The organism is Microbacterium phycohabitans (assembly GCF_032464935.1).
GTDB lineage: Bacteria > Actinomycetota > Actinomycetes > Actinomycetales > Microbacteriaceae > Microbacterium > Microbacterium phycohabitans.
Genome location: NZ_JAWDIT010000001.1, coordinates 175,253 through 198,358, shown reverse-complemented (window position 1 = coordinate 198,358; position 23,106 = coordinate 175,253). Strand labels below are relative to the sequence as shown.

24 protein-coding genes are annotated in these 23,106 nt (G+C 69.2%); 16 read left to right on the top strand and 8 right to left on the bottom strand.

Annotated features, from left to right (window positions below; all coding sequences use genetic code 11):
- Nucleotides 1-73: 73 nt before the first annotated feature.
- The 13 genes from atpB to RWH44_RS00865 all read left to right on the top strand — a co-directional run bounded on the left by atpB (nt 74) and on the right by RWH44_RS00865 (nt 12,066).
- Complete coding sequence (gene atpB / locus RWH44_RS00925; protein WP_437127263.1) at nt 74-904, top strand: F0F1 ATP synthase subunit A; 831 nt, start codon at nt 74-76, stop codon at nt 902-904.
- Between the two features lie 45 nt (nt 905-949).
- Nucleotides 950-1,183, top strand: coding sequence for a F0F1 ATP synthase subunit C (atpE, locus tag RWH44_RS00920; RefSeq protein ID WP_043360904.1), 234 nt, complete (start codon nt 950-952; stop codon nt 1,181-1,183).
- 34 nt (nt 1,184-1,217) lie between these two features.
- Nucleotides 1,218-1,778, top strand: a complete 561-nt coding sequence (locus tag RWH44_RS00915; RefSeq protein WP_298874917.1) for a F0F1 ATP synthase subunit B — start codon at nt 1,218-1,220, stop codon at nt 1,776-1,778.
- Entirely contained in the window at nt 1,778-2,566 is a 789-nt protein-coding gene (locus tag RWH44_RS00910; RefSeq protein ID WP_298874919.1) for a F0F1 ATP synthase subunit delta, read from the top strand. The genes RWH44_RS00915 and RWH44_RS00910 overlap by 1 nt, the downstream gene beginning before the upstream one ends.
- 62 nt (nt 2,567-2,628) lie before the next feature.
- On the top strand, nt 2,629-4,260 hold the full coding sequence (gene atpA, locus RWH44_RS00905; protein WP_058232210.1) for a F0F1 ATP synthase subunit alpha: 1,632 nt from the start codon (nt 2,629-2,631) through the stop codon (nt 4,258-4,260).
- Between the two features lie 25 nt (nt 4,261-4,285).
- Nucleotides 4,286-5,188: a F0F1 ATP synthase subunit gamma gene (locus RWH44_RS00900; protein WP_298874924.1), complete on the top strand. Its 903-nt coding sequence runs from the start codon at nt 4,286-4,288 to the stop codon at nt 5,186-5,188.
- A 22-nt stretch (nt 5,189-5,210) separates the two neighbouring features.
- Nucleotides 5,211-6,659: a F0F1 ATP synthase subunit beta gene (gene atpD, locus RWH44_RS00895; RefSeq protein ID WP_316003128.1), complete on the top strand. Its 1,449-nt coding sequence runs from the start codon at nt 5,211-5,213 to the stop codon at nt 6,657-6,659.
- A 1-nt stretch (nt 6,660) separates the two neighbouring features.
- Nucleotides 6,661-6,921 carry a F0F1 ATP synthase subunit epsilon gene (locus RWH44_RS00890; protein WP_058232213.1) on the top strand — a complete coding sequence of 87 codons (261 nt, stop codon included), beginning with the start codon at nt 6,661-6,663 and terminating at the stop codon, nt 6,919-6,921.
- 68 nt (nt 6,922-6,989) lie between these two features.
- Nucleotides 6,990-7,739 (top strand): YaaA family protein, encoded by a 750-nt coding sequence (locus RWH44_RS00885; RefSeq protein ID WP_316003127.1) that lies wholly within the window; start codon nt 6,990-6,992, stop codon nt 7,737-7,739.
- Nucleotides 7,740-7,849: 110 nt separating this feature from the next.
- Nucleotides 7,850-8,539 carry a DUF5684 domain-containing protein gene (locus RWH44_RS00880; protein WP_316003126.1) on the top strand — a complete coding sequence of 230 codons (690 nt, stop codon included), beginning with the start codon at nt 7,850-7,852 and terminating at the stop codon, nt 8,537-8,539.
- A 76-nt stretch (nt 8,540-8,615) separates the two neighbouring features.
- Complete coding sequence (locus tag RWH44_RS00875) at nt 8,616-9,596, top strand: aldo/keto reductase (protein ID WP_316003125.1); 981 nt, start codon at nt 8,616-8,618, stop codon at nt 9,594-9,596.
- A 118-nt stretch (nt 9,597-9,714) separates the two neighbouring features.
- Nucleotides 9,715-10,488, top strand: coding sequence for a PP2C family protein-serine/threonine phosphatase (locus RWH44_RS00870; RefSeq protein ID WP_316003124.1), 774 nt, complete (start codon nt 9,715-9,717; stop codon nt 10,486-10,488).
- A 45-nt stretch (nt 10,489-10,533) separates the two neighbouring features.
- Nucleotides 10,534-12,066 (top strand): APC family permease, encoded by a 1,533-nt coding sequence (locus RWH44_RS00865; protein WP_316003123.1) that lies wholly within the window; start codon nt 10,534-10,536, stop codon nt 12,064-12,066.
- A 79-nt stretch (nt 12,067-12,145) separates the two neighbouring features.
- Here the strand turns inward: RWH44_RS00865 and RWH44_RS00860 are convergent, their stop codons facing one another.
- Nucleotides 12,146-13,129: an asparaginase gene (locus RWH44_RS00860; RefSeq protein ID WP_316003122.1), complete on the bottom strand. Its 984-nt coding sequence runs from the start codon at nt 13,127-13,129 to the stop codon at nt 12,146-12,148.
- A gap of 136 nt (nt 13,130-13,265) precedes the next feature.
- On the opposite strand from RWH44_RS00860, the gene RWH44_RS00855 reads away from it, so the two are divergent.
- Together RWH44_RS00855 and RWH44_RS00850 are read left to right on the top strand one after the other, a co-directional pair.
- Nucleotides 13,266-13,736 (top strand): OsmC family protein, encoded by a 471-nt coding sequence (locus RWH44_RS00855; RefSeq protein WP_316003121.1) that lies wholly within the window; start codon nt 13,266-13,268, stop codon nt 13,734-13,736.
- Between the two features lie 46 nt (nt 13,737-13,782).
- On the top strand, nt 13,783-14,262 hold the full coding sequence (locus RWH44_RS00850) for a hypothetical protein (protein WP_316003120.1): 480 nt from the start codon (nt 13,783-13,785) through the stop codon (nt 14,260-14,262).
- Nucleotides 14,263-14,520: 258 nt separating this feature from the next.
- Here RWH44_RS00850 and glpK read toward each other — a convergent pair whose 3' ends face one another.
- The 3 genes from glpK to RWH44_RS00835 form a co-directional block, all read right to left on the bottom strand.
- A complete protein-coding gene (glpK, locus tag RWH44_RS00845) occupies nt 14,521-16,032 on the bottom strand; it encodes a glycerol kinase GlpK (protein ID WP_298874957.1) in 1,512 nt (503 codons plus the stop codon).
- Between the two features lie 98 nt (nt 16,033-16,130).
- Nucleotides 16,131-16,886 carry an MIP/aquaporin family protein gene (locus tag RWH44_RS00840; RefSeq protein WP_298874959.1) on the bottom strand — a complete coding sequence of 252 codons (756 nt, stop codon included), beginning with the start codon at nt 16,884-16,886 and terminating at the stop codon, nt 16,131-16,133.
- A 121-nt stretch (nt 16,887-17,007) separates the two neighbouring features.
- On the bottom strand, nt 17,008-18,726 hold the full coding sequence (locus RWH44_RS00835) for a glycerol-3-phosphate dehydrogenase/oxidase (RefSeq protein WP_298874962.1): 1,719 nt from the start codon (nt 18,724-18,726) through the stop codon (nt 17,008-17,010).
- A 112-nt stretch (nt 18,727-18,838) separates the two neighbouring features.
- Between RWH44_RS00835 and RWH44_RS00830 the strand changes: the two genes are divergently transcribed.
- Entirely contained in the window at nt 18,839-19,804 is a 966-nt protein-coding gene (locus RWH44_RS00830) for a sugar-binding transcriptional regulator (RefSeq protein ID WP_298874964.1), read from the top strand.
- 37 nt (nt 19,805-19,841) lie between these two features.
- Here the strand turns inward: RWH44_RS00830 and dhaM are convergent, their stop codons facing one another.
- The 4 genes from dhaM to RWH44_RS00810 form a co-directional block, all read right to left on the bottom strand.
- Complete coding sequence (gene dhaM, locus RWH44_RS00825; RefSeq protein WP_316003119.1) at nt 19,842-20,585, bottom strand: dihydroxyacetone kinase phosphoryl donor subunit DhaM; 744 nt, start codon at nt 20,583-20,585, stop codon at nt 19,842-19,844.
- Nucleotides 20,582-21,226 (bottom strand): dihydroxyacetone kinase subunit DhaL, encoded by a 645-nt coding sequence (dhaL, locus tag RWH44_RS00820; protein ID WP_316003118.1) that lies wholly within the window; start codon nt 21,224-21,226, stop codon nt 20,582-20,584. The genes dhaM and dhaL overlap by 4 nt, the downstream gene beginning before the upstream one ends.
- A complete protein-coding gene (gene dhaK / locus RWH44_RS00815) occupies nt 21,223-22,218 on the bottom strand; it encodes a dihydroxyacetone kinase subunit DhaK (RefSeq protein ID WP_316003117.1) in 996 nt (331 codons plus the stop codon). Before dhaK ends, dhaL begins: the two co-directional genes overlap by 4 nt.
- A gap of 105 nt (nt 22,219-22,323) precedes the next feature.
- The gene (locus RWH44_RS00810) at nt 22,324-23,025 is read right to left on the bottom strand and encodes a lysophospholipid acyltransferase family protein (protein WP_298875762.1); all 702 of its coding nucleotides are present in this window, start codon (nt 23,023-23,025) and stop codon (nt 22,324-22,326) included.
- Nucleotides 23,026-23,106 lie beyond the last annotated feature (81 nt).

Sequence of the window (23,106 nt, the reverse complement as noted above, 5' to 3'; positions counted from 1 at the left end):
GTTCGCACTTCGGGTACGATCACCGACCATCGTCGCAACGGTTCACACCGATGCCCCGAAGCTGGAGCCAGCGCTGACTACTCAAGCTGCGACCCTGATCACGAACTTCGCGTCCGCGGGTGCGGAATTCCACCCGCCCTCGATCTCCGAGTTCTTCCCCGACGCGGTCATCACCTTCCCGGGGCTGTACATCTTCGGCGCGCCGTTCGAGATCACCCGGATCAACCTGGTCCAGTTCCTCGCGACCGCGGTCCTCGTGATCCTGCTGATCGTCGGCACCCGTCGCATGAAGGTCGTTCCCGGCCGCTTCCAGAGCGTCGTGGAGATGGGCCTGGACTTCGTCCGCGTGAACATCGCGGAAGACATCCTGGGTCGCAAGGACGGCAAGCGGTTCCTGCCGATCCTCACCACGATCTTCTTCATGGTGCTGTTCATGAACATCACGGGTGTCATCCCCGGTCTGAACATCGCCGGAACGAGCGTCATCGCCGTGCCCATGCTGCTCGCGATCGTCGCCTACGTGACCTTCATCTACGCGGGCATCAAGAAGAGCCCCGGCGGCTTCTTCAAGAACGCGCTGCTGCCCTCGGGCGTGCCGTGGCCGCTGTACATCATCATCGTCCCGCTCGAGTTCCTCTCGACCTTCATCATCCGCCCCGTCACCCTGACGCTGCGACTTCTGATGAACATGGTCGTCGGGCACCTCATGCTGGTGCTGTTCTTCTCGGCGACGCAGTTCTTCGTGTTCGGCCTGAGCGGCGGATGGATCGCCCTCGGCGCCGGCTCGCTCGCCTTCGGCCTCGCCTTCACCCTGTTCGAAATCTTCGTCGCCTTCCTCCAGGCGTACGTCTTCGCGATCCTCACCGCGGTCTACATCCAGCTCGCGGTCGCAGAAGAGCACTGAGCGGCCCGGCGCACGCCGAGCCACCCAACCGAAAGGAAAAAACCCGTGGACGCAACTACGGTTCTCGCCCAGGTCACCGGTAACGTCGCCACGATCGGCTACGGCCTCGCGGCCATCGGCCCCGCCATCGGCGTGGGCATCGTCGTCGGCAAGACGATCGAGGGCGTCGCCCGTCAGCCCGAGCTCGCGGGCCGCCTGCAGGTCCTGATGTTCATCGGTATCGCCTTCACCGAGGCGCTCGCCTTCATCGGTATCGCGACCGGCTTCATCTTCACCTGATCCGGCCGCTCTCGACTCACTGTAAGGAGACAGGATGCTGAACGCTCTTGTCACACTCGCCGCGGAGCCCGCGGGGGAGGAAGCGCAGAACCCGCTGCTTCCGGCTACGTACGACATCGTCTGGTCGTTGGTGTGCTTCATCATCATCGCCGTCGTGGTGTGGCGCGTCGCTCTGCCTCGCATGGCGAAGCTGCTCGACGAGCGCAGTGCTGCCATCGAGGGCAACATCGCCAAGGCCGACGAGGCCCAGCGACAGGCCGAGGCCGCTCTCGAGGAGTACACCGCGCAGCTCGCCGAGGCGCGCCGCGAAGCCGGTGAGATCCGCGAGTCCGCCACCCAGGACGGTCGCAAGATCGTCGCCGAGGCCAAGGAGACGGCCGCGTCGGAGGCAGCTCGCATCACCGCCAGCGCCCACGCCCAGATCGAGGCCGAGCGTCAGACGGCCCTCGTGCAGCTGCGCTCCGAGGTCGGTACCCTCGCGGTCGACCTCGCCGGCAACGTGATCGGTGAGACCCTGTCGGACGACGCGCGCGCCAACGCCGTCGTCGACCGCTTCCTCGCCGAGCTCGAAGCTTCCGAGAAGGCGGCCAAGTAATGGGCAGCGCGACCACTCAGGCCCGGACCGCGACGTCGGAGGCCCTGGCCTCCGCGTCGGGTGTCGATCTCGACGTCGCGCGCGAGCTGTTCGCTGCCGTGGCCGCCGTGAGCGGATCGGCGCAGCTGAGCGGCGCGCTGTCCGACTCGTCGGTGCCAGCGGACGCTCGGGCGGGACTCGTCTCCGCCGTGTTCGGTCCGTCGTACCGGCCTGCCACGGTGGGGCTGCTCTCGAGCGCCTCCCAGCAGCGCTGGTCCAGCGCCGCGCAGTTCGTCGAGGGACTCGAGGAGCTCGCGGTGCGGGCCACCGCTGTCGCCGAGACCGGTGACATCGAGGCCGAGCTCTTCTCGTTCTCGCGGACGGTCGCCTCGAACGGCGAGCTCGAACTCGCGCTGGGCGGTCGCCTCGGCGACGCGTCGGCGAAGGGCACGCTCGTCTCGACCCTTCTCGACGGGCGTGCGAGCGCCGGTACCGCGTTGATCGTGTCGTCGCTCGTCGAGCACGCACGCGGTCGTCGGGTGCGCGCCCTGCTCCGCCGCGCGGAGAGCATCGTGGCCGACCAGCGCTCGCGCATCGTGGCCACCGTCTCCGCCGCGGCACCGCTGAGCGCCGACCAGCAGACCCGTCTGCAGAACGCTCTCAGCGCACGTTACGGCTCGGCTGTCACGCTGAACACCGTGATCGACCCCACCGTTCTCGGTGGTCTGCGCGTGCAGGTCGCCGACGATGTCATCGACGCGAGCGTGTCCGCACGTCTCGCCGACCTCCGCCAGCGGATCGCCGGCTGAAGACTTTCCGCCCGAGCGGGCGTGATCTTGGGGGCCGAGGGCCCCACGAACGAAGGAAGACAATGGCAGATCTCTCTATCAGCCCCGACGTCATTCGTGACGCGCTGAAGGACTTCGTCACCGCCTACGAGCCCACCGGCGCCGCGGCGACCGAGGTCGGCGCCGTCGTCGACGCGGCCGATGGCATCGCTCACGTCGAGGGCCTTCCCGGCGTCATGGCCAACGAGCTCATCCGCTTCGCGGACGGCACGCTCGGCCTCGCCCAGAACCTCGACGAGAACGAGGTCGGTGTCGTCGTGCTCGGCGAGTTCTCCGGCATCGAAGAGGGCCAGAGCGTCACCCGTACGGGCGAGGTGCTCTCGGTCGGCGTCGGCGACGGCTACCTGGGTCGCGTCGTCGACCCGCTCGGAAACCCGATCGACGGTCTCGGCGAGATCGCGACCGAGGGTCGCCGCGCGCTCGAGCTGCAGGCGCCCGGCGTCATGCAGCGCAAGAGCGTGCACGAGCCCCTGCAGACCGGCATCAAGGCCATCGACGCCATGATCCCCGTCGGCCGCGGCCAGCGCCAGCTCATCATCGGCGACCGCCAGACCGGTAAGACGGCCATCGCGATCGACACGATCATCAACCAGAAGGCCAACTGGGAGTCCGGCGACGTCAACAAGCAGGTGCGTTGCATCTACGTCGCCATCGGTCAGAAGGGCTCGACCATCGCTTCGGTGAAGGGCGCCCTCGAGGACGCCGGTGCGATGGAGTACACCACCATCGTCGCGGCCCCCGCGTCCGACCCCGCCGGCTTCAAGTACCTCGCCCCTTACACCGGTTCGGCCATCGGCCAGCACTGGATGTACGGCGGCAAGCACGTCCTGATCATCTTCGACGACCTGTCGAAGCAGGCCGAGGCCTACCGCGCCGTGTCGCTCCTCCTGCGTCGCCCGCCGGGCCGCGAGGCGTACCCCGGTGACGTGTTCTACCTGCACTCGCGTCTGCTCGAGCGTTGCGCGAAGCTGTCCGACGAGCTCGGCGCCGGATCGATGACGGGCCTGCCGATCATCGAGACCAAGGCCAACGACGTCTCGGCGTACATCCCGACCAACGTGATCTCCATCACCGACGGCCAGATCTTCCTGCAGTCCGATCTCTTCAACGCCAACCAGCGCCCCGCGGTCGACGTGGGTATCTCGGTCTCGCGCGTCGGTGGTGACGCTCAGGTCAAGTCGATCAAGAAGGTCTCCGGAACGCTGAAGCTCGAGCTCGCGCAGTACCGTTCGCTCGAAGCGTTCGCCATGTTCGCGAGCGACCTCGACGCGGCCTCGCGTCGTCAGCTCGCCCGTGGTGCGCGCCTGACCGAGCTGCTCAAGCAGCCGCAGTACTCGCCGTACCCCGTCGAGGAGCAGGTCGTCTCGATCTGGGCCGGTACCAACGGCAAGCTCGACACGGTCGAGGTCTCCGATGTGCTGCGTTTCGAGCGCGAACTGCTCGACTACCTGCGCCGCAACTCGACCGTGCTCGACACGCTGCGCGAGACGAACGTGCTCGGTGACGACACGCTCGCCGAGCTCGAGCAGAAGATCGACGCGTTCGCGAAGGAATTCCAGCCCGGAAAGGACCAGAGCGTCGTCGGCGCCGAGAAGGTCGACGCGGCCGAGGCGGAAGACGTCAACCAGGAGCGGATCGTCAAGGGCCGTCGCTGACAGCGACGACACGAGAACGTAAATCATGGGCGCACAACTGCGGGTCTACAAGCAGAAGATCAGTTCTGCTCAGACGACCAAGAAGATCACCAAGGCGATGGAGCTCATCGCGGCCTCGCGCATCCAGAAGGCGATGGCGCGTGTGCGCGCGGCGTCTCCCTTCGCGCGGGCCGTCACGAGCGCCGTCTCGGCGGTCGCCACGCACTCCTCCGTCGACCATCCTCTGACGACCGAGCGCGAGAACATCCGTCGGTCGGCCGTCGTCATCTTCACGTCCGACCGCGGTCTCGCGGGCGCGTTCAACTCGCAGATCCTCCGTGAGGGTCTCGAGCTGGCCGAGCTCCTGCGATCGCAGGGCAAGGAGGTCGTCTACTACCTGGTCGGGCGCAAGGCCGTCGGATACTTCCAGTTCCGTCGCATGCCGAGCGTCGCGCAGTGGGTGGGCGACACCGACACCCCGCAGTTCTCCACCGCGGAGGAGATCTCGGATGCCGTGATCGAGGCGTACCGCGCGGGCGGCGAAAACGAGGGCGGCGTCGACGAGATCCACCTCGTGTACAACCGTTTCGTCAGCATGATGACGCAGTCGCCGGAGTCCGTGCGCCTGCTCCCGCTCGAAGTGCTCGAGGCCGACGAGGCACCCGCGCAGTCCGAGGTCTACCCGCTCTACGAGTTCGAGCCGGACGCCGAGACCGTTCTCGACGCGCTCCTGCCGACGTACGTCCAGAGCCGCATCTTCAACGCCCTGCTGCAGTCGTCGGCCGCCAAGCACGCCGCGACCCAGAAGGCCATGAAGTCGGCCAGCGACAACGCCGACAAGCTCATCACCGACTACACCCGCCTGCGCAACAACGCGCGCCAGGCGGAGATCACGCAGCAGATCGCCGAGATCGTCGGCGGCGCCGATGCCCTGGCATCCGGCAAGTAAGTCCCCAAGGAGAGAAGAAGCCATGAGCCTCACCGCCGAGAAGACCGACGCGGCCGTCGTCGGACGCGTCGCGCGCGTCACCGGCCCGGTCGTCGACATCGAGTTCCCGCATGACGCGATCCCCGAGATCTACAACGCGCTGAAGACCACGATCACCATCGATGACGAGTCGACCGAGATCACCCTCGAGGTCGCTCAGCACCTCGGTGACGACCTCGTCCGCGCCATCGCCCTCAAGCCCACCGACGGCATCGTCCGCGGTCAGGACGTGCGCGACACCGGCGGCCCCATCTCGGTGCCCGTCGGCGACGTGACCAAGGGCAAGGTGTTCGACGTCACCGGTGAGGTGCTGAACGCCGCTCCCGGCGAGACCATCGAGGTCACCGAGCGCTGGGGCATCCACCGCAAGGCGCCCAGCTTCGACCAGCTCGAGTCCAAGACCGAGATGTTCGAGACCGGCATCAAGTCGATCGACCTCCTGACCCCCTACGTGCAGGGCGGGAAGATCGGCCTCTTCGGTGGCGCGGGCGTCGGCAAGACGGTCCTCATCCAGGAGATGATCCAGCGCGTGGCGCAGGACCACGGTGGTGTGTCGGTGTTCGCCGGTGTCGGCGAGCGCACCCGTGAGGGCAACGACCTCATCGGCGAGATGGAGGAGGCGGGCGTCTTCGACAAGACCGCCCTCGTGTTCGGCCAGATGGACGAGCCGCCGGGGACGCGTCTTCGCGTCGCCCTGTCGGCCCTGACGATGGCGGAGTACTTCCGCGACGTGCAGAAGCAGGACGTGCTGTTGTTCATCGACAACATCTTCCGCTTCACGCAGGCCGGTTCCGAGGTCTCGACGCTGCTGGGCCGCATGCCCTCGGCCGTGGGATACCAGCCGAACCTCGCCGACGAGATGGGTGTGCTCCAGGAGCGCATCACCTCGACCCGCGGTCACTCGATCACGTCGCTCCAGGCCATCTACGTGCCCGCCGACGACTACACCGACCCGGCTCCCGCGACGACGTTCGCGCACCTCGACGCCACGACCGAGCTCTCGCGTGAGATCGCGTCGAAGGGTCTCTACCCGGCCATCGACCCGCTGACGTCGACCAGCCGTATCCTCGACCCGCGCTACATCGGTGCCGACCACTACCGCGTCGCCACCAACGTCAAGCAGATCCTCCAGAAGAACAAGGAACTGCAGGAGATCATCGCCATCCTCGGTGTCGACGAGCTCTCCGAGGAAGACAAGATCGTCGTGTCGCGCGCACGCCGCATCCAGCAGTTCCTCTCGCAGAACACCTACATGGCCAAGAAGTTCACCGGTGTCGAGGGCTCCACGGTCCCGATCAAGGAGACCATCGAGTCGTTCGACGCGATCGTCAAGGGTGACTTCGACCACGTCGCCGAGCAGGCGTTCTTCAACGTCGGCGGCATCTCCGACGTCGAGGCCAAGTGGGCGCAGATCCAGAAGGAGAACGGCTGACATGTCGTTGCGCGTGAGCCTGGTGTCGGCGGACGCCGAGGTGTGGACGGGGGAGGCCTCGCTCGTCGTGGCCAAGACCGTCGAGGGTGAGATCGGTTTCATGCAGGGGCATGAGCCGGTGCTCGCGATCCTCGCCCAGGGCGAGGTTCGCATCACCCGAACCGACGGCACGAAGATCCTGGCCAACGCCGAGGACGGCTTCCTCTCGATGGCGAACGACGAGCTCACGATCGTCGCCGGGAACGCAGCCCTCGTCTCCTGACACCGCTTCATCGCTGACGCGCGTCGCCCGATTCCGGGCGGCGCGCGTCGCCTTTTCCCGGAGAACCCATGCTCGTCCTGCTGCCGCCATCCGAGACCAAGAAGCCGGGCGGTGACGGTGCCCCGTTGTCACTCGCATCGCTGTGGGCGCCGTCGCTCCTCCCGCAGCGCGAGGCCGTGGTCGACGCGCTCGTCGCGCTGAGCGCCGACGAGGAGACGGCGGCACGCGTGCTCAAGCTGAGCGCGAAGCGCCGGCACGAGATCGCCGACAACGCCGCTCTGCGGTCCGCCCCGACCATGCCCGCTGTCGACCGCTATACCGGCGTCCTCTACGACGCCCTGGATGGGGGCAGCCTCGACGACGACGCCCGCGGCTGGCTCGCGGAGCACGTCGTTATCCATTCGGCACCTCTCGGTCCGGTGGCGGCGCTCGATGGCATCCCGGCCTATCGTCTGGCGGCGGGCACGTCGATTCCCGCGCTGCCGGCGCTCCGTCGCGTGTGGGCCGACGCGGTCACCGAGGCACTGGCGGGCACTGGGGCATCGTTCGTCCTCGATCTGCGCTCGGAGGCCTATGTGGCGCTCGGGCCCGTCCCCGCCACGGTGTCGTCGGCGTACGTGCGAGTGGTCACCGAGGGGGAGGGAGGGGCCGTTCGCGCGCTCAACCATTTCAACAAGCACGCCAAGGGCGAGCTGGTGCGCGCGATGGCGACGAGCGGTGCCGAGGTGTCCGGTGCGGAGGAGTTCCTGCGCTGGGCGAACGGCAAGGGATGGGTGGTCCGCCCCTCGGGCGAAAGCGAGCTGTTCCTAGCAGTGTGAGACGTTCCGCGAGCGGGGGATGTCAGCGAACACTCAGGTTCGCTACCATGACTCCCGCGGGAGACACCCGCCGGTTCGCGTGATCGCGTGAGCCGCTCGAGAGGATCGACGTGAACATCATCAATCTCGCTTACTCCGACTACGGGACGACCAGTGCCGGCGAGGCGGCGTTCCTGGCCGTCGCCTACCTCTTCATCTTCCTGTTCGCCATCGCCGGATACCTCATCAGCTCCTTCCTGCTGATGAAGGTCTTCGAAAAGGCCGGCGTGCAGGGCAAGTGGCGCGCGTGGGTCCCGGTCTACAACTACCTCGTCTACGCCAAGCTGGGCGACTTCTCGCCGTGGGTTCTGCTCGGTCTCGCCGTGGCCTCGGCCATTCCGATCCTGAACTTCCTCGCCGGTATCGCGATCGTCGTCGCGCTGATCATGATCTCGTACCGCGTGGCCGCCAAGTTCGGACGCGACTGGCCCATCCTGCTGCTGTTCATCCTCGGCCCCCTCGGTCAGTGGATCTTCCTCGGCATCCTGGGCTTCAGCAGCAACCGCTGGAACCCCGCAGCCGCCTCGCCGTCGCCGTGGGGCTCGTCGTTCCTCGCCGACAAGACGTTCTGGAACGGCATCCCCGCGCAGCCCGCGCAGAACGTGCAGGGCCAGAACGGCGGCGGATACGGTGCTCCCGTCGCCCCGCCCGCGCAGGGTTACGCCCCGCCGGCGGCTCCCGGGTACACCCCGCCGCAGACGCCGCCCGCTTCGGGCAGCACGCCGCCGCCGCCGGCGCCCCCGGCCGGTCCGCAGGTCTGATCTCCGACGGGATCGTCGAGGGGCTCTCCGCTTCGAGCGGGGAGCCCCTCTTGCGTCGCGGGGATAGCGTGGGAGTATGACCCCCACAGATCTGCCCCTTCGTCCCGTCGGCCGCTCGGGACTGCGGGTGTCCGCCGTCGGTCTCGGGTGCAACAACTTCGGTCGCGCGGGCACGCCGACCGAGACGCTCGAGGGAACGCGACAGGTCCTCGACGCCGCCCTCGACGCGGGGGTGACGTTCCTCGACACGGCCGACATCTACGGCCGCTCCTTCGGGATGTCGGAAACGCTCATGGGTGAAGCCCTCGAGGGCCGCCGGGAACGGGTCGTGCTCGCGACCAAGTTCGGTCATTCCGACTTCGCCCCGGCCGTGGTCGGGGGCGCGAAGGGCTCGCGAGCCCACATCCGGCGGGCGGTCGAGGAGTCGCTCCGACGTCTGCGCACCGACTGGATCGACCTGTACCAGCTGCACACGCCCGACGCCGAGACCCCCATCGACGAGACGCTCGATGCGCTCGCGGACCTCGTCCGCGAGGGCAAGGTCCGCTACATCGGGCACTCGAACTTCTCGGGGTGGCAGATCGCCGAAGCGGATGCCGCGGCCTCCGGCGTACGGTTCGTGTCGGCGCAGAACCAGTACAGCCTCCTCGCGCGCGCCGCGGAGCGGGAGGTCCTGCCGGCCGCCGAACGCTTCGGCCTCGGCTTCCTCCCCTTCTTCCCCCTGCACAACGGCCTGCTCACCGGGAAGTTCACGCGCGAGGGCGGCCCCGACGACAGCCGCATCATGCGCCAGCGCCCGCACCTCTGGCGCGATGCGCCGTGGGACGCCCTCGAGCGATACCAGGGCTTCTGCGACGAGCGCGGCATCTCGATGCTCGAGGCCACCTTCGGATGGTTCCTGGCGAACCCGCTCGTCTCCAGCGTGATCGCCGGAGCCACGAGCGCGGCCCAGGTGCGATCGAACGCCGCCGCTGCCACGGCGTGGTCGCCGAGTGCCGACGATCTCGCCGAGATCGACGGCATCCTGGGGTTGCCGGCCGACCCGGCGGCGGGATGAACGCGGCGCATCCGTGCCGTCGCTGCGGCGCGTCCGCGGACGGCATGCGCGTGTCGACTAGGATGACAGGGCCGCGCGGTTCCGCCGGCGCAGCTGTCGGCCAACCGGAGGATCGTTCGTGCCCGAGGTGACCACCCACACGCGTACCGTCCCGCTCGGCGACGGATCCCTCGATCTGCGGTGGGCGGCGAGCACCGACACGGGACGCCGCCGCGAGGTCAATCAAGACGCGTTCCTCGCCGAATACCCCCTCTTCGTCGTCGCCGACGGCATGGGCGGTCACCTCGGCGGCGAGATCGCCAGCGCGAGCACCGTCGACCGTCTGCGCACCGTCGTCGACTCGGGCTCCGTGTCGACGAAGAACATCGAGAAGGCCCTGTCGCGCGCGGTGAAGGACATCATCGCGCACCCCGAGACGACCGACGAGGGCACGGGAACCACCCTCACCGGGCTCTACCTCGAGACGCACACCGAGGAGCCGCACTGGGTCACCCTCAACATCGGGGACTCCCGCGTGTATCTGCTGCGCGACGAGGAGATCGTGCAGGTGACGACCGATCACTCCGTGGTCCAGGAGCTCATCGCCGCGGGGCGCCTCAGCCCCGAAGAGGCGGAGAACCACCCGTACGGAAACGTCATCACGCGCGCCGTCGGACCCAGCGACAGTGTCAAGCCCGACTACCTGCGCCTCGACGTGCTCGACGGCGACCGGTTCGTCGTGTGCTCCGACGGGCTGACGAAAGAACTCACCGATTTCGGCATCCGGCACTTCCTGGCCGCGAATCCCGACCCCGCTGCGGCGGTGGACGCGATGATGGCGGCGGCGCTCGAGAACGGTGGGCGCGACAACGTCACCATCGTCGTGCTCGACGTCGCGCGCCGCATCGCCTGAGAATCTCCTCTTGACCGCGGCTGACGCGGATTCTACGTTCGGCATATGACCTCCGCACCCGAACGGACGGCCGGTAAGGGCCTCGCCTCTGGAACGCTGGGCCTGTGGGGCTCGACCGTCATCGGTCTGGCATCCACCGCCCCCGTCTATTCCCTCGTCGCCACCCTCGGTTTCGTCGTCCTGGCGGTCGGCGCGCAAGCGCCCATCGCTTTCGTCATCGCGTTCGTGCCGATGCTGTTCATCGCCTTCGCGTACCGCGAGCTGAACAACGAGATCCCGGACTGCGGAACCACCTTCACGTGGGGGACCAAGGCCTTCGGCCCGTGGATCGGGTGGATGGGCGGCTGGGGCGTGGCCGTGGCCGGCATGGTCGTGCTCGCCAACCTCTCGCAGATCGCCGGCATCTACCTGTGGTCGCTCATCGGCGACGGCTCGCTCGCCGAGAACGTGCCGCTCGTGACCGCGACGGGTGTCGCCTTCATCGCCGCGATGACCTACATCAGCTACCGGGGCGTCGAGATCGGCGAGCGGATCCAGAACATTCTGTTGGGCGTGCAGTACCTCGTGCTCGTGCTGTTCGTGGTGCTCGCCCTGTGGAAGTTCTTCGACGGCACGGCGCCGAACCCCACCCCCTTCGATTTCGCGTGGTTCAACCCGCTCGGCTTCACCGACTGGAGCGGATTCACCGAGGCGGTGCTGCTGGCGCTGTTCATCTACTGGGGCTGGGACACCTGCCTCGCGCTCAACGAGGAGACGAAGGACCCCAAGCGCATCCCCGGTCGCGCCGCGCTGCTGACCACCGTCATCCTGCTCGGCACCTACGTGACGGTGACCGTCGCCGCGATGATGTACGCCGGAGTGGGGGAGGACGGCGCGGGCCTGGCCAACCCCGAGAACGCGGATGACGTCTTCCTGGCGTTGAAGGACGGCCTGTTCGGGCCGTTCGGGTGGGTGCTCATCGTCGCCGTGCTCATCTCGGCGGTGTCGTCGACGCAGACGACCATCCTGCCCACCGCCCGCGGCACGCTCGCGATGGCGGCCTACAAGGCACTGCCGGCGCGGTTCCGCTCCGTGCACCCCCGCTACAAGACGCCGTCGTTCTCGACACTGGTGATGGGGATCGTCGCGAGCGTCTACTACGTGGGGATGACGCTCATCAGCGACAACATCCTGCAGGACTCGATCCTGTCGCTGGGTCTGGCGATCGCGTTCTACTACGCCATGACGGGGTACGCCTGCGTCTGGTACTACCGCCGTGAGCTGTTCTCGTCGGGGAAGAACCTCGTATACCGCGGCATCCTGCCGCTACTCGGGGCGCTCATGCTGACGTACGCCTTCGTCCAGTCGGCCATCGACATGTACGACCCCGAGTACGGCTACACGGTGCTGCTGGGCGTCGGCGGCACGTTCGTCGTGGGCATCGGAGCCCTCGCCGTCGGCGTGGTGCTCATGGTGGTGTGGTTCGCGTTCCCGGGCTCGAAGCCGTTCTTCCGCGGCGAGAGCCTGAACCGCGAGACCGAGGTGCTCGTGCCCGACGAGCCGATCGCCTACCCGCGGTCGGTCGACGGCGGCATCTGAGGCACGGCACCCGGTCGTACGGGCAACGCGAGGCCCGCGCAGGCGAGGATCGCGCCGAGGACGTCGGGTGCGCCGACGGTCAAACCACGGCGCGGATCGAGCCGACGACGGCTCCGCCACCCGACACCGTGAGGGGCAGCAGGGCGAGCGTGTCGTCGACGGCCTCGGCGGTGAGGGCCCCGGCACGCTCGAGCAGGCGCAGGGCGACCGCCCACCCTGCGCGGTTGGAGCCGTCGAGCATTTTCAGGGCCACGGTCGTGCCGTCGGGTGCCGTCATGACCTGAACGCCCTCGGCGCCCATCTTCGAGAAGACGCCGAGGCGTTCGATCACGATCGTGTCGGGACGGCCGGGGCCGTCGATGGTCCACGGGTGCTCCTTGACGGCACGGACGAGAGCACCCGCGCTGCGGTGGAGGGCGAAGGGCGAACGCTCCGACGAGGTGGCGATGCGCTGGATGGCCCGCGCGAGACCGACCAGGCTCATCGCGTAGACGGGGGCGCCGCAGCCGTCGATCGCCGTCGTCGTCATGCGCTCGCCGACGAGACGCTCGAGCACCTCGCGGATGTGCACCTGCAGGGGGTGCTGCGGGTCGAGGTAGTCGGCCGTCGACCAGCCGTTGGCCACGCACGTGAGCAGCATCGCCGCGTGCTTGCCCGAGCAGTTCATGCGCAGCGGGGAGGGGGCACCGTGATCGCGCACGAGCTCGTCGCGTGACGCGGTGTCGGTGGGCCAGGCGGCGGGGCAGCCCAGGTCGTCTTCGGTGAGCCCGGCGGACTGCAGGATGTCGCGTGCCAGCTCGGCGTGACGGTCGGTGCCGCAGTGGCTCGCCATGGAGATCGCGAGGCGCTCGCCCGCGAGGTCCGCTCCGGCTGACAGGCACGCGAGGGCCTGCAGGGGCTTCATGCTCGAGCGGGGGAGGAACGCCGCCGACGCGTCGCCCAGGGTGAGCTTCTCGGTGCCGTCGGGAGCGAGGACGACGGCGACGCCGACGTGGCGTGATTCGACGAAGCCGTTGCGGTCGACGACGGCGAGTTCGACGGAGGCGGGAGGCGTGGTGGGCATCCCTTCATCGTATCCCGCCACCCTCGCCCCGCCCCGGGCGGGCGGCCCGTGCGAGTCGCCAGGATTCGTCGCTCACGGAGCTCCCGAAGCGACGGATTTCGGCGACTCACGCGTAGGGACGGGGCAGACTGGGGGCATGTACGGAGAGCACCACTACCGCCTGCGCTCGACCTGGACCGGAGACCGGGGAACCGGCACGAGCGGTTACCGCGATTACGACCGGTCCGTCACCGTCGAGGTCGACGGCAAGCCCGCGATCGCGGCATCCGCCGACACCCCCTTCCGAGGCGACCCGGCGAAGTGGAACCCCGAGGAGCTGCTGCTGGCCGCGCTCAGCGAATGCCACCTGCTGTCGTACCTGCACGCGTGCGTCACGACCGGGGTGGTCGTCACCTCGTACGAGGACGACGCCGCGGGGACGATGAAGGAGGACGGCAACAGCGGGGGCGCGTTCACCGAGGTGGTGCTGCGACCGCGCGTGACGGTCGCCGAGGAGGCGATGATCGAAGCCGCCACCGCCGCCCATCGACAGGCGCGCGAGTGGTGCTTCATCGCCAACTCGGTCAATTTCCCCGTGCGGCACGAACCGGTGGTCACCGTCGGCTGAGCGGCGACGCGGACGGGGGCCCGGCGTCTCGTCGTACAGTGAGCGCATGCAGCTCGAACCCGCCCTGCGCCGACTCGACCGGATCGCGGGAGGTCGCCAGGCCGATCACCGTGTCGCGGCCTCCGACGATCCGAAAGTCCGGCGGGCGTTCCGCGCGATGACGGTGCTGCTCGCCGTCGGATTCGTGCTCGGGGTCGCGACGGTCGTCGTCGCCCTGTGGATGAGCGCGACCGGCCAGGACGTCGGATTCGCGGTGTGGATGCGGTGTCTGGTCGTGCTGGGCATCACCACGACCCTCTTCTACTTCCTGTGGCGTGCTCACGCGGGGTGGTACTGGGCCTTCCGGCGCCTGCAGCTGTTCAGCCGCATCTTCCCCGTGGTGGCCCTCGTCCTCGCGGCTATCCCCGGGCTGTACCCGTTCTGGGTGGTCACGGAGCAGATCCTCTTCGCCCTGCTGCTCATCGGGGTGTCGGACTACCTGCAGTCCGACGCGATGCGCGCGGCGTATCCCAAGCCCCGGCGCTGAGCGCTCGGCATCCGGATGCCGGTGGCCCGGCCGGCGTGAGGGGGACCGGTCCCTTCGACAAGCTCAGGGACCTGCGGGCTGTGGGCTCGGGGACCTGCGGGGTGTGGGCTCGGGGACCTGCGGGGTGTGCGTTCGGGGATCTGCGGGTGTGCGCTCGGGGGCGGCGGGGTGTGGGCTCGGGGTGCTGCGGGGTGCGGGCGGGGATGACGGAACCCCGCCGGCGCGGGGCCGACGGGGTTCCGTTCGTGAGGCGTAGGATCAGCGCACGTCGTCGTCGATCCAGTCCATCGACTTGGTGACGGCCTTCTTCCACAGGCGCAGTTCGCGCTCGCGCTCGTCGGAGTCCATGTCGGGCTCCCAGCGCTTGTCTTCCTGCCAGTTGGCGCGCAGGTCGTCGAGGTTGTCCCAGAATCCGACCGCCAGGCCCGCGGCGTACGCGGCGCCGAGCGCGGTCGTCTCGGCGACGACCGGGCGGACGACCGGGACGCCCAGGATGTCGGCCTGGAACTGCATGAGCTCGTCGTTGGCGGTCATGCCGCCGTCGACCTTGAGCTCGGTCAGGTCGACGCCGGAGTCGGCGTTGACGGCCTCAAGCACCTCGCGGGTCTGGAAGGCCGTGGCCTCCAGCGCCGCGCGGGCGATGTGGCCCTTGTTGACGAAGCGCGTCATGCCGACGATCGCACCGCGGGCGTCGGGACGCCAGTACGGCGCGAACAGACCCGAGAACGCGGGGACGAAGTACACCCCGCCGTTGTCGTCGACCGTGCGGGCCAGGGCCTCGACCTCGGGGGCCGAGGAGATGATGCCGAGCTGGTCGCGCAGCCACTGGATGAGCGAGCCGGTCACGGCGATCGATCCCTCGAGCGCGTAGTGCGCGGGCTGGTCGCCGAGCTTGTACCCGAGCGTGGTGAGCAGACCGTTCTTCGAGCGGACGATCTCCTCGCCCGTCTGGAAGATGAGGAAGTTGCCGGTGCCGTAGGTGTTCTTGCTCTCGCCCGGGTCGAAGGCGGCCTGGCCGAAGGTCGCGGCCTGCTGGTCGCCCAGGATGCCGGCGATCGGGGTCTCGCGCAGCAGCGACGACGACTCGACGGCGCCGTAGACCTCGGACGAGGAGCGGATCTCGGGCATCATCGAGCGCGGCACGCCGAAGTCGGAGAGGATGTCGTCGCGCCACTCGAGGGTCTCGAGGTCCATGAACAGCGTGCGGCTGGCGTTGGTGACGTCGGTCGCGTGCACGCCGCCGTCGATGCCGCCGGTCAGGTTCCACAGCACCCAGGTGTCGGTCGTGCCGAAGATGAGGTCGCCGGCGTCGGCCTTCTCGCGGGCTCCGTCGACGTTCTCGAGGATCCAGACGATCTTCGTGCCCGAGAAGTAGGTCGCCAGCGGCAGGCCCACGATGCTCTTGTAGCGCTCGGGGTCACCGTCGGCGAGGCGGTCGACGATCGACTGCGTGCGGGTGTCCTGCCACACGATCGCGTTGTAGACGGGCTTGCCCGTGTTCTTGTCCCAAACCACCGCGGTCTCGCGCTGGTTGGTGATGCCGACGGCGGCGATGTCGTGGCGGGTGATGTCGGCGCGGCTGAGGGCCAGGCCGATCACCTCCTGGGTGTTGCGCCAGATCTCGAGCGGGTCGTGCTCGACCCACCCCGCGCGGGGGAAGATCTGCTCGTGCTCCTTCTGTCCGACGGAGACGACGCTCCCGGACTTGTCGAAGATCATCGCGCGCGTCGAGGTCGTGCCCTGGTCGATGGCGAGGACGTAGTCGGCCATGGAGGACTCCTTTGTCTGGTTCGGTGAATGTCTTGTTCGGTGAACGGGTGAAGAGGGAAGAGGAGGCGGGGGCGTCGGAGGACGCCCCCGCGACGGGCTCAGTTGCCGAGGCTGAGGAGCACGGGGGCCAGCAGGCCCGCGAGCAGACCACCGACGAGCGGGCCGGCGACCGGGACCCACGCATAGCCCCAGTCGCTGGAGCCCTTGCCCTTGATGGGCAGGATGGCGTGGGCGATGCGGGGGCCGAGGTCACGGGCCGGGTTGATCGCGTAGCCGGTGGGACCACCGAGCGAGGCGCCGATACCGACCACGAGCAGGGCCACCGGGACCGCGGCGAGACCGCCGATGCCACCGGGGACGCCGATGTCGGCCACGCCGTAATCGCTGAAGCCGAAGATGACGAAGACCAGCACGAAGGTCGCGATGACCTCGGTGAGGAAGTTGAAGCCGTAGGAGCGGATCGCGGGGCCGGTCGAGAACACGCCCAGCTTGTTGGCGGGGTCGGGCTCGTCGTCGAAGTGCTGCTTGTACGACGCCCACGCGAGCACCGCACCGATGATGGCACCGACGAGCTGGGCGGCCACGGCCACGAGGAACTGGACGAAACCGATCTTGCCCGCGACGAGCAGACCGATCGAGACGGCGGGGTTCAGCTGCGCACCGGAGTAGGCGGAGACGATCACACCGGCGAACACGGCGAGGCCCCACCCCCAGTTCACCATCAGGAAGCCACCGGCGTTGCCCTTGGTCTTGGCCAGGGCCACGTTGGCGACCACGCCACAGCCCAGCAGGATGAGCATCGCGGTGCCGACCACCTCCGAGAGGAAGTACAGCCCCAGGTTCACTTCTTGCATGTCGTCATCGACCTTTCTTCTGTCACCCGGACACCTTCGGCTCGGGTGGTGATGCGGCTCGGTGTTCCGAACCTATGCGCGAGGTGCGGGCGTGCGACAGACGGCACGCCCGCACGTTCTCTCAGATTCGCGCGACTCCGGCCTGCGCCAGGTCGACCCGGTGCGCGGAGCGCAGGATCTCGGTGGTACGGGCGATCTCGTCGTCGACGCGCTCGGCATCCCAGCCCAGAGGACCGGCGACGGCCTCGGCGACCTCGCGGAGCGTCCGCTCGGTCATGCCGCCGACGAAGGCGAGGTGCGTGCGGCGCAGCAGCACGTCGATGAGGTGCACGACCTGCTCGTTCTGCGCGATGAACTCCAGCTCTTCGCGGTAGTAGCCCTCGGCGTCGGGCACCGGGGTCGGCTCGCTCGGCAGCGCGGCGAGGACCGCGTCGGCACGCGTGCCGTAGCGCTCGAGCATGGCATCCACGAGCTCGGCGGGGTGAGCATTCGTGCGCGCGGAGACCCAGCGCCGACGCTGTTCGGGCGTCGCGGGGAAGCCCGCTCCGCCGCCGATCGACAGTCCCTGCGTGCTGACGCGGTGGGGGCGGCGCAGCTTCTGCAGCGTCTTCATGCTGAGGTGCTCGGCGAGCGCGCGGAAGGTGGTCCACTTGCCGCCGACGAGGCTCATCGCGGGGACGCCGGCGATCTCGTCTTCGACGATGCGGTAGTCGCGCGAGACGAAGCCGGGAGCGGTGTCGTCGTGGCGGGGGAGCGGCCGGATGCCCGAGAACGTGTAGACGATCTGCGAGCGGTCGACGCCGACGGTGGGGAAGACGTGGCCGATGAGGTCGAAGAAGTACGCGATTTCGTCGTCGGTGCACACGACCGGCTTCGAGGGGTCGGCGTCGATGTCGGTGGTGCCGACCAGGACGCGGTCCTTGAGCGGGTAGATGAGGACGATGCGGCCGTCGGAGTGCTCGAAGAAGATCTCGCGCCCACCGGTCGCGGCCAGCAGCTCGGGGTTGTCGAGCACGATGTGCGAGCCCTTGGTGCCGCCCATGAACTGGGTCTTGAGACCCATGGCCTCGTTCGCCAGGTCGGTCCAGGGACCGGCGGTGTTCAGGATGACCTTGGCCTTGACGCTGAACTCCTCGCCGGAGACCTCGTCGCGCACGCGCACGCCGTTGGCGTCGGCGCCGACCGCCGAGACGTAGTTGACCGCCTGGGTGCGCCCGCCGCCGGCCTCGATGCCGTCGCGCAGCACGTCGAGCGCGATGCGCTCGGGGTCGTGCATCGACGCGTCGAAGTACGTCGCGGTGTAGGCGAGGTCGTTGTTGAGCTTCGGCAGCTCCGCGAGCGACTTCTTCTTGCCCAGGAACTTGTGACGGGGGACGCTGCCGCCGTCGCGGGAGAAGGTGTCGTACATGATGAGGCCGACCTTGATCAGCAGGGCGCCGCGCTCGTTGGGCTTTCCGCGACCGTGCGTCACCAGCAGGCGGAACGGGGCGGACAGGATGCCGGAGAACGTCTTGTAGATCGGGATGGTGGTCTCGAGCGGCTTGACGTAGTGGGGGGCCGTCTTGAGCAGGTCGTTGCGCTCGGTGACCGCCTCCTTCACGAGACGGAACTCGCCGTTCTCGAGGTAGCGGATGCCGCCGTGCACCATGTGGCTGGAAGCCGAGGAGGCGCCGGACACGAAGTCGCCGCGCTCGACGAGGGCGACGCTGACACCCTGGAGGGCCAGGTCGCGCAGAGTGGCGAGGCCGTTGATGCCCCCGCCGATGATCAGGACGTCGAGGTCCTCGGCGTCACGGAGCGCCTGGACGTCGGCGCGGAGCGAAGAAGTAGGGGACGACATGTCGACTGCGACCTTTCGTTGTTGGTACGACGATCAGGATGCGCCCGTCTGCACGTTGTTGCAAGCCCCTTGAACAAACGTGCAGAATGGTATCCATGAAGGTGGCCGGACGGTGACGACACAGGCGGAGGAGCGCTCCCGCGACGCGCTTCGCGCCGCGCAGCTCTACTACATGCAGGACCTCACCATGGACGCCATCGCGCACGAGATGCGCGTCTCGCGCTCCTCGGTGTCGCGCCTGCTGCAGCACGCGCGCGACGTGGGACTGGTGACGATCTCGATCAGCCCGCCCGACGACGCGCGCGGGCAGATGGCGCAGCGCATCGCGGACCGCTTCGGCATCACGGCGCACATCGTGCCCACGCCGGCGCGCACCTCCGAGGCCGAGCGCCTGGAGCGGACCGCCCTGACGGCGGCGCGGATCCTCGCCGAACGGGTCGAGTCGTCGATGACCGTCGGCGTCGCGTGGGGATCCACCCTCTCGGCCATGGCGCGTCACGTGCCGCTGAAGGACGTGCACGACACCCACATCGTGCAGATGAACGGTGCCGCGAACGTCCGCACCTCCGGCATCCCGTATGCCGGGGAGATCCTGTCGAAGTTCGGGGCGGCGTGGTCGTCGTCGGTGCACCAATTCCCGGTGCCCGCGCTGTTCGACGATCCGCGCACGAAGCAGGCGATGTGGCGGGAGCGTTCCGTGCGCTCGGTGCTGGAGATCCAGCAGCGCGTGGGACTATTCGTCTTCGGCCTCGGCTCGCCGCACGCCGACGTGCCCTCGCACGTCTACAGCGGCGACTACTTCGACGAGCGCGACCGGTCCGTCATCGAACGCGAGGGAGTCGTCGGCGACTGCGCGACGGTGTTCTACCGCGCCGACGGCTCGAGCGACATCCCCGAGCTCAACGCGCGCTCCAGCGGACCCGACCTCGACACGGTCCGTCGCATCCCGCGGCGGTTCTGCGTCGTGTCGAGCCTGTCGAAGCTCGACGGGCTGCGCGGCGCGCTGGCGGCGGGGCTGGTCACCGAGCTCGTCGTCGAGGAGGCCCTCGCGCGACGCCTGCTCAGCGTCACGCGCTGATCGCGCTCGCCGCCCGGGGTGCGGCGGTCGCCCGACCTCAGCGCTCGCCGAACCCGTCGTCGATGAGCGTGCGGAGCTCGTCGAGCGCCTGCTGCGCCTGCGGACCGGACGCGCTCACGCGTACCCGAGCCCCCTGCCGCACGCCCAGCGCCATGAGGGCCAGCAGGCTGCGCCCCGAGACCTCGTCGCCGCCGGCGTCGAGGTCGACGATGCGCACGTCGGCGTCGTACCGCGATGCCGCCTTGACGAAGGTCGCCGCGGGGCGGGCGTGCAGTCCCGAGGGATTGACGATCCGCGCCTCGAACGACCTCTCGTCGGCGGACGCGGCATCCCCTGACGGCGCCGCGTCCTCCGTGGGCCCGACGGATGCCGGCGCGTCGTCGTCGCCGAGCTGACGCCGCTTCGCCTCGCCCGCTCCGCGCACCTCCGCGGCCACCGCGTCGAGATCCGCCCCGCCGGCGGCCGTGACCACCGCGGCGACCAGTCCCTCGACGAAGGGTGCCGGGCTGAGCCGCACGCGCTCGGGACCCGAGACGAACTCGAGAGCCGTCTCGGCGCTGAGGAGGGCCGAGCCCAGGTCCATCAGCACGAGCACGCCCTCGCCCGAGTCGGCCTCGTCGATCGCGGCGGCGATGGCGACGGCATCCGTCCCGAGGTCGCCGTCGGGACCGCCCGCGGCCACGCGTACGACCGGGGGCTCGGCCCCGCCCATCTGCAGGGCGAGCTCCATGGCCGCCTCCGCCAGGGCGCGACTGTGCGAGACCGCGACGATGCCGATCACGCGTCGGCCGCCAGGGCGTCGCGCAGGGCTTCGAGCAGGAGCGTCGCCGAGGCCGCTCCCGGGTCGAGGTGTCCGGCGCTGCGTTCGCCGAGGTAGCTCGCACGCCCCTTCCGCGCGACGAGGGGCTCCGTCGCGTCGCGGCCGCGCGCGGCGGCCTCTGCTGCGGCACGCGCGGCGTCGGCTGGCGTCGCGCCCCCCTCGGCCGCGGAATCCCACGCCTCGAGGGCGGGGGAGAGGGCGTCGATCATGGTCTTGTCACCGACCTCGGCCTTGCCGCGGGCGATGACGCCCTCGACGCCGGCCCGGAGCGCGACGCCGAGGGCCGCGGCATCCACGGGGTCCGCATCGGCGAGGGCGGGGCCCATGCGCAGGAAGAGGGTGCCGTAGAGCGGGCCGCTGGCCCCGCCGACAGTGGAGACGAGCGTCATTCCCACCGTCTTGAACAGGTCGGTCGGACTGCTCGGCGCGGGGTCGAGCTTGGCCACGACCGCCTCGAGACCGCGCGCCATGTTCGAGCCGTGATCGGCGTCGCCGATCTCGGAGTCGAGGCGCGTCAACTCGTCTTTGTGCTGCTGGACCGCGTCACGGAACGCGTGGATCCACGCGACGAGGTCTTCTGTCGTGACGGAGGCGCCGCTCATGCGCCCCACCGCAGGCCGGGGGTGACGACGGGCGCGTCCCACAGGCGCAGCATCTCGTCGTCGGCCTTGACGACCGTGAGCGAGGCACCGGCCATGTCGAGGCTCGTGATGTAGTCGCCGATGAGCACGCGCTGCACGTCGACGCCCGCGTCGGCCAGCAGCGGCGCGATCTCGCCGTAGAGCAGGTACTGCTCGATGAGCGGCGTGCCTCCGAGGCCCGACAGCAGGACGATCGCGGGACCCACCGCGTCGCCGAAGTCGTGCACGATCGGGTCGACCATGAGCTTCGCGATCTCGTGAGCGGATGCCAGCTTCACGCGCGAGCGGCCGGGTTCGCCGTGGATGCCGACACCGACCTCCATCTCGTCGTCGGGGAGATCGAAGGTGGGTCGACCGGCCGCGGGAACGGTGCAGCTGGTGAGCGCCACGCCCATCGAGCGTCCGGCGGCGGAGACGCGGCGCGCGAGCTCGGCGACGGCGGAGAGATCGGCCCCCTCCTCGGCCAGGGCGCCGACGATCTTCTCGAGGATGACGGTGGTTCCGGTTCCCCGGCGGCCGGCGGTCCACGTCGAGTCCTGGACGGCGACGTCGTCGGCGACGACGACGGACTCCACCTGCACGCCCTCGGCGGCGGCGAGTTCGGCGGCCATCTCGAAGTTGAGCACGTCGCCGGTGTAGTTCTTCACGATGTGCAGCACGCCCGCGCCGGAGTCGGCCGCCTGCGTGGCGGCGAGCACCTGATCGGGCGTGGGGGAGGTGAAGACCTCGCCCGCCGCGGCCGCGTCGAGCATGCCGCGGCCGACGAAGCCACCGTGCATCGGCTCGTGACCGGAGCCCCCGCCGGAGACCAGGGCCACCTTGCCCGCGCGGGTCGGTTCCGCTCTCAGGATGACGCGGTTCTCGGCATCCACGCGGAGATCGGGGTGAGCCGCCTGGATACCGCGCAGGGCCTCGGCCAGCACATCGGCCGGGTCGTTGACGAACTTCTTCACGATGCCTCCTCGTTGTGGCTTCGACGGTTCGGGCCGTCTCCCACGACCATGCTCGTCGGGCGACGCCACGTCAAGAGTGCGAGGGGGCGGGTGCGAGGCGGTGCCTCAGAGGCGTTCGTGCGGAAGGACCTGCTTGATGCGCTCGATCGGGTTCTGCGCGGGGGCCTCGTTGTAGGCGTTCGCGAGTTCCTGGCCGCTCAGGGCGTGGATCGCGGCCATGATCTCGTCGGTGGCTCCGCGACGGGCGCGCCCCGAGGTGGCCGGTCCGTGCGGGGAGAGGTCGAGGGGCTCGCCGAAACGCACCGTGATGCGCTCGCTCGTGCTGGGGAACTTCGCGCCCACCGGCATCGCCTTGTCGGTGCCGATGAGCCCCACCGGAACCACCGGGGCGCCGGTCTGCAGCGCGAGGAACGCCACTCCGGTGCGGCCCTTGTAGAGCCGGCCGTCGAGGGAGCGCGTGCCCTCGGGGTAGAGCGCGACGGCGCGACCGTCTTCCAGGAGCACCCGCTGCTGGTCGAGCGCGTCGAGCGCCTTCTGGCCCGCGCCGCGCTCGACGGCGATCGCGCCGATGGCGGTGAAGAACTGCCGGGAGGCCCACTTCTCGAAGTACGCCGATTTCGCCATGAAGTGCACGGGGCGGGGCGCGGCGACCGGGATGGCGATGGAGTCGATGAACGACAGGTGGTTGCTCGCGAAGATGACCGGACCGGTGCGCGGGACGTTCTCCCGCCCCTCGATACGCGGACGGTAGACGGCGCGGGCAAGGGGGGCGATGAGGAATCGTCCGAGTCCATAGGCCGCGCCCATCTGCTGCGGCGGAGCGGCGGCGGGGGTCTCGGCGGGCAGGTCGGAACTCACCCGTCGAGGCTACTAGCCGCCGCATGCCCG